Origin of the sequence: Acidovorax sp. HMWF018 (assembly GCF_003061035.1) — a bacterium.
GTDB classification, from domain to species: domain Bacteria; phylum Pseudomonadota; class Gammaproteobacteria; order Burkholderiales; family Burkholderiaceae_C; genus Acidovorax; species Acidovorax delafieldii.
This window is the reverse complement of record NZ_QAIM01000117.1, coordinates 1-5,963: the sequence shown is the minus strand read 5'-3', so window position 1 is coordinate 5,963 and position 5,963 is coordinate 1. Positions and strand designations below refer to the sequence as shown.

General features: G+C 65.8%; 6 protein-coding genes. 2 read left to right on the top strand and 4 right to left on the bottom strand.

Features of this window, described 5'->3' with window-relative positions:
- Positions 1–664: 3-hydroxyacyl-CoA dehydrogenase NAD-binding domain-containing protein (locus DBR23_RS04355; protein WP_108497431.1), on the bottom strand; the 664-nt coding region annotated here is incomplete at its 3' end.
- A 128-nt stretch (positions 665–792) separates the two neighbouring features.
- Between DBR23_RS04355 and DBR23_RS04350 the strand changes: the two genes are divergently transcribed.
- Together DBR23_RS04350 and DBR23_RS04345 are read left to right on the top strand one after the other, a co-directional pair.
- Positions 793–2,382, top strand: coding sequence for a GMC family oxidoreductase (locus DBR23_RS04350; protein WP_108497430.1), 1,590 nt, complete (start codon positions 793–795; stop codon positions 2,380–2,382).
- Positions 2,383–2,570: 188 nt separating this feature from the next.
- Positions 2,571–3,308, top strand: a complete 738-nt coding sequence (locus DBR23_RS04345; RefSeq protein ID WP_108497429.1) for a hypothetical protein — start codon at positions 2,571–2,573, stop codon at positions 3,306–3,308.
- 27 nt (positions 3,309–3,335) lie between these two features.
- Here DBR23_RS04345 and DBR23_RS04340 read toward each other — a convergent pair whose 3' ends face one another.
- From DBR23_RS04340 to DBR23_RS04330, 3 genes are all read right to left on the bottom strand, one after another.
- On the bottom strand, positions 3,336–4,688 hold the full coding sequence (locus tag DBR23_RS04340) for a GAF domain-containing protein (protein ID WP_108497428.1): 1,353 nt from the start codon (positions 4,686–4,688) through the stop codon (positions 3,336–3,338).
- Positions 4,685–5,200, bottom strand: a complete 516-nt coding sequence (locus tag DBR23_RS04335; RefSeq protein ID WP_108497427.1) for a hypothetical protein — start codon at positions 5,198–5,200, stop codon at positions 4,685–4,687. Before DBR23_RS04335 ends, DBR23_RS04340 begins: the two co-directional genes overlap by 4 nt.
- On the bottom strand, positions 5,197–5,963 hold a 767-nt coding region (locus DBR23_RS04330; RefSeq protein WP_108497426.1), incomplete at its 5' end, for an ABC transporter permease. The genes DBR23_RS04335 and DBR23_RS04330, both read right to left, overlap by 4 nt.

Below are 5,963 nucleotides of genomic sequence, written 5' to 3'. Positions count from 1 at the left end.
AGCCCAGCTTCATGCCCGCGTCGATGTCCTCGGGGGTGGCCAGGCCCTCGGCCAGCACGAAGAAGGCCTCGTTGATCATGGGTACCAAGATGCGGTTGACCACAAAGCCGGGCGCGTTCTTCACGGTGATGGGGCTCTTGCCCAGGGCCTCGGCCAGGGCCTTCACGGCGTCGTGCGTGGCGTCGCTGGTCTGCAGGCCGCGGATGATCTCCACCAGCGCCATCATGGGCACGGGGTTGAAGAAGTGCATGCCGATGAACTTGTCGGCGCGGCTGGTGGCGGCCGCCAGCTTGGTGATGGAGATCGAGGACGTGTTCGATGCGATCAGCACCTCGGGGCCCACCAGGGCATCCACCTGCTTGAGGATCTTGAGCTTGAGTTCGTAGTTTTCGGTGGCGGCCTCGATCACCAATTGCGCGGCTTTGAGGTCGTCGTAGCTGGTGGAGGTCTTTATGCGGCCCAGCGCGGCGGCCTTGTCGGCCTCGGTGATTTTTTCCTTCTTGATCAGGCGGTCCAGGCTGCCGGCCACGGTGGCCAGGCCTTTTTGCACTGCAGCATCGGAGATATCAACCATCACCACGTTGATGCCCGACACCGCACAGGCCTGTGCAATGCCGTTGCCCATGGTGCCTGCGCCGATGATGCCTACGGTCTGAATCGTCATATAGAGAGCCCTCTTCAAAGTGAAACGGATGGCCGGAATGGTAAGGGGAATCGCACGACCGTTCGGTTATCGTGCGTCAAACCTGAACCAACAAGCCGCTGCGCAGCATGGCGGAGGAGACACAAAACATGTTTGACTACATCGTGATCGGTGGCGGCTCGGCGGGCTCCGTGCTGGCCGGCCGTTTGACTGAGAACCCCTCCGTGCGCGTCTGCCTGCTGGAGGCCGGGCCTGCCGACAAGAGCGTGCTCATCCACTGCCCGGCTGGGCTGGCCGTGATGGCCAAGTTCGAGCTGAACGGCTGGGGCTTCAACACCACGCCGCAGGCCGCGCTGAACAACCGGCGCGGCTACCAGCCACGCGGCAAGGTGCTGGGGGGCTCCAGCTCCATCAACGCCATGGTCTACATCCGGGGCCAGCACGCCGACTACGACCACTGGGCCGCGCAGGGCAACCCGGGCTGGGGCTGGGAGGATGTGAAGCCTTACTTTGTACGTGCCGAAAACAACGAGCGCGGTGCCAACGCTTGGCACGGCCGGGGCGGCCCCTTCAACGTGGCAGACCTGCGTGCACCCAACCGGTTCAGCCAATATTTCACTGACGCAGGTGTGCAGGCCGGGCACCCGCACAACGCCGACTTCAACGGCGCCACGCAGGAAGGTGTGGGCCTGTACCAGGTCACGCACAAGAACGGCGAGCGGCACAGCGCAGCCAAGGGTTACCTCACGCCGCACCTGGCGCGGCCCAACCTGCAGGTCATCACCGGTGCGCATGCCACGCGCATCCTGTTCGAGGGCACACGCGCCGTGGGTGTGGAATACCGCAAAGGCGGTGCGCTGCAACAGGTGCGTGCCGGACGCGAGGTGCTGCTGAGTGCAGGCGCGCTGCTGTCGCCGCAGCTGCTGATGCTGTCGGGCGTGGGGCCCGCCGCACACTTGCAGCAACACGGCATCCCGGTGCTGCACGACCTGCCGGGCGTGGGCCAGCATCTGCACGACCACCCCGACGTGGTGCAGGTGCTGGACGCACCCGAGCTCAAGGACCTGTTCGGCCTGTCACTGTCGGGCATGGCGCAGACGCTGCGCGGCATTGCCGAATGGCGCAAACACCGCACGGGCATGTTGACCACGAACTTTGCCGAGGCGGGGGGCTTCATCAAGAGCGACCCGTCCGAGCCCGCGCCCGACCTGCAGCTGCACTTTGTGATCGGCAAGCTGGTGGACCACGGGCGCAAGACCGTTTTCGGCCATGGTTACTCGGCCCACGTGTGCCTGCTGCAGCCCAAGAGCCGGGGCGCGGTCACGCTGGCCAGCCGCGACCCCATGGCCTTGCCTTTGGTGGACCCGAACTTCCTGGCCGATCCCGATGACATGGCGCGCATGGTGCGTGGCTTCAAGCGCACGCGCGAGATCCTCATGCAACCGGCGCTCGCGAAGTTCGGCGCCAAGGAGTTGGCGGCCTCGGCCAGTGCGCGCACCGATGCCGAGATCGAGCAGTTCATCCGCCAGTACGCCGACACCATCTACCACCCCGTGGGCACCTGCCGCATGGGGCCTGGGCCGCTGGATGTGGTGGATGCCGAACTGCGTGTGCATGGCCTCGCGGGCCTGCGTGTGGTGGACGCGTCCATCATGCCGCGCATCGTGAGCGGCAATACCAATGCGCCCACGGTGATGATTGCGGAAAAAGCGGTGGACCTGCTGCGCGCCGCGCCGTGAACGATTTCACGTTTGGCGCCCGGAACGCGATTTTTAAGGTTTTCAAAGGGTCTGTTTAAGGAGTTTTTAACAGGCAAAAGCGCGGCGAATTTCTAGACTTCTTGGCATGGAAACGGGTGCATGGTGCACCCGGCCCGGCGCCCCAAAAAAGGCGCTGAAAGAGCCCAACGAGGCCATGAAAGAACGTGATGAAGATTGATGCCCGCGAAATTGCCGCACTGACCCAAGCCCAGCCCGCCGCCCCCCGCATGGACATGTATGCCAGCATCCACAAGGCCATACGCGCCTTTATGGCCGACACGCTGCTGGGCCTGGGCCGCATGGATGTGGACGATGACCTGGAGTTCGCCCAGACCTGCGACCGCGTGATGCAGCTGCTGGACCTGTGCCGCGCGCACCTGCACCACGAGAACCAGTTTGTGCACGCCGCCATGGAAGCGCGCCAGCCCGGCTCCAGCCAGAGCATTGCTGGTGAACATGTGGAGCACGAACAGGCCATCGTCGCTTTGGCAGACGGCGTGAACCACCTGATGGCCTGTGCCAAGCCCGCACGAGCTGCAGCCACCCTGGCCCTGTACCGCCAGCTGGCGCTGTTTGTGGCGGACAACTTCGAGCACATGCACGAGGAAGAGACTACGCACAACCGCGTGCTCTGGCAGTGCTACACCGACGCGGAACTGGCGGGCGTGCACGATGCGCTGGTGGCCTCGATCCCGCCGCACGAAATGATGGTGGTGGCCCGCTGGATGGTGCCCTACATGTCACCCGCCGAGCGCACGGCCATGCTGTCGGATATGAAACAGCATGCGCCTGCCCCTGTGCTGGCAGCGGTGCTGGCGCAGGTGCAGCCGCACCTCACGCAGCCTGAGTGGACCAAGCTGATGCGCAGCCTGGGCCTGCCGGTGGTGCCGGGTCTGGTGCACTGACTTTGAGAAATCAGTGGCGTGAAGGCTTCAGGCGTCTTCCAGCACCACAGGGCGCAGCACGCACAGCCGAAAGCGCCCGCGCCCCGTTTTTTCGATGTGGATGTGCGGGCAGTTCTCCTGCAGGCGGCGCTGCAGCAATAGCAGGCGGGCCTCCAGGTTATCGGCCACATCGGGCAGGCGCAGTGCGGGGTCCAGCCGCAGTTCGCGGTTGGTGAAGTCCACGCGCCCGGTGTGCTGGTGGTCGCGCAGCAGCTTCCAGACAATGGCGCCCGCCACCCCCTTGATCAAATAGTCGTCGTTGATGAACACGCTGTCGTTGGCCGCAAAGTGGCGCACCCGCAGCGCGCTGCCGCTCACCGGCGGTGCCGCTGTCGGAGTAGGCAGCGGCTCGGGCGCATCGGGCGCGGCCTGCAGCAGATCGATGGCGGCGGCCAGCTGGCCCGCAATGGCCACCAGCAGGTCTTCATCCTCGAAGCCAAAGCGCATGTCCTCGGGGCTCTCGGCAAACAGCACACCCAGTAGGCGCCCGGCCGACAGCAGCGGCACCGCCACCTGGCTGTGCGGCTCGGGCAGGCCGGGGTAGGGGATGTCCAGGCCGCGCAACGAGGGCGCATCGGGTGTGGCATGCGCGTCCATGCTTTCGCGGATGGCATGGCTGTACAGGGCGGCGTGCGTCATGTGGCTGATGCGCACCGGCGTGCGCTCGCGCGCAGCCATGCCGATCACTCCCTGGCCCAGCCGGATTTCTGAACCCACGCCCGACGTGGCATAGCCGCAGCTGGCCACCGTGTAGAGCTGCTGGGCGCTGGCGTCCAGCATCAGCACCATGGCGTGCTGTATGCCCAGCTTGTCCTGCAGGCCCTGCAGCGCGCCTTGCAGCAATTCATCCAGCCCCGAGCAGCGCGCGATGCCCTCGCTGCACAGGCGCAGCGTGTGCAGCAACCCGGAACGCGGCGCCGGTGCCGGCAGGCCTTCGCCCGCCACCGATTCGATGCGCTCCACAGCGTAGATGTCGGACCCTTTGAGTTCAAACACCTCGGCCATGCCCGCATGCGACGCAATGCCCGCCAGCTGCGCTCGCATGCTCTCGAACACCGGCCCGCTGTCCTCGGTGCGTTCGTACAGCAGGTGCAGGCGGTAGAAGTGCGCGGTGACCGGGTCCAGCACCAGCACCGACGCGCGCGGGTTGCGCAGGATGTTCTGGCGGGTCTTGTTGAAGAACTGGAACGACAACGCCACATGCGCCGCATCCACATAGACCACCTGCGAGATGTAGGCCACGTTGGGGGTGCCGTCAGGGTCGCAGGTCGCCATGATGGCGGGAATCGCCCCCTCCAGGCAGGGGCGGATGCTGTGCAGGGACGGCGCTGCGGTGCTCATGGTTGCGGTACGGGGGGTGTGGGTGGTGCGGGCGGCGCACACAACTCCGCGCCCGCGCGCGGCCCTGGGGTCTGGTCGAACGCGCTGGTGGGCGTGAAGCTCACTGCCACCACATCCTGCAGCGGCGCCGCCAGCATGGCCGCCACATACTGCGGCCCGTAGCCGACCTGGCCCACCTCCTGCACCATGGACTGCAGGTAGGCCTGCAACACCGGCAGGTCGCCATCAGTGGCCGGGCGCTGCGTGGCCCGGCGGGCTTTGAGCTGCAGCGTCTGGTGGGTGGACGGCACGCTGAACACCACGGCAATCTCGCCGGTGTGCGCAATGTCCTGCAGCAACTGTTCGGACTGACTGCGCCGCAGGTACACCGTGACCTCCTGCCCATCACCGCTGATATGGCTGCCCACGGCCCGCATGATGCTCGGCCGCAGGGCCGCATCGCGTGACGCCACGATGGCCGACACGCCCTTGGCCACCATGGCGATATGGCTGGGGCCGAGCAGCGCGGTCATGCCTTGAAGCGCTTGCGGGTCAGGGCCAGAGCCACCCAGAAGGCCACCACGGTGGTCACCACCAGCACCAGGCCGTGGCGCAGGGGGTGGGCAGGCCACTGGTCCATGAACAGCGGGCGTACCAGCTCCACGGCATTGGTCAGCGGCAGCCAGTCGGAGATGGCGCGCACGATGGGGGGCAACTGCTCGCGCGGGAAGAACACACCCGAGAGAAACATCATGGGCGTGAGCACCAGCGTGAAGTAGTAGGTAAAAAAGTCATACCCCTTGGCCAGCGCATTGAAGATGAGTGCGATGCTGGAGAACATCACCCCCACGAACAGCAGCACCGGCCAGGCCACCAACAGCTTGGGGCTGTGGCTGATGGAGAGGGCCAGCATGACGCCCAGGATGGCGGTGACGGTGAATAGCGCCTTGAACGCCGCCCACAGCATCTCGGCCAGCACCACGTCGTCCAGGCTCACCGGCGCGTTCATGATGCCGTCCCAAGTCTTTTGCACGTGCATGCGCGAGAAGGCCGAGTACAGCGCCTCGAAGCTGGCCGCGTTCATGGCGCTCATGCAGATGGAGCCGCTGGCCAGGAACAGGATGTAGGGCACCTTGGTGTCGCCCGCCGCGCCGCCCACATTCACCTGACCCACCAGGGCCCCCATGCCGTAGCCAAACGCCACCAGCCACATCAGCGGTTCGGCAATGTTGCCCACCAGGCTGGGGATGGCCAGCTTGCGCCAGACCAGCAGGTTGCGCATGAACACGGGCCACC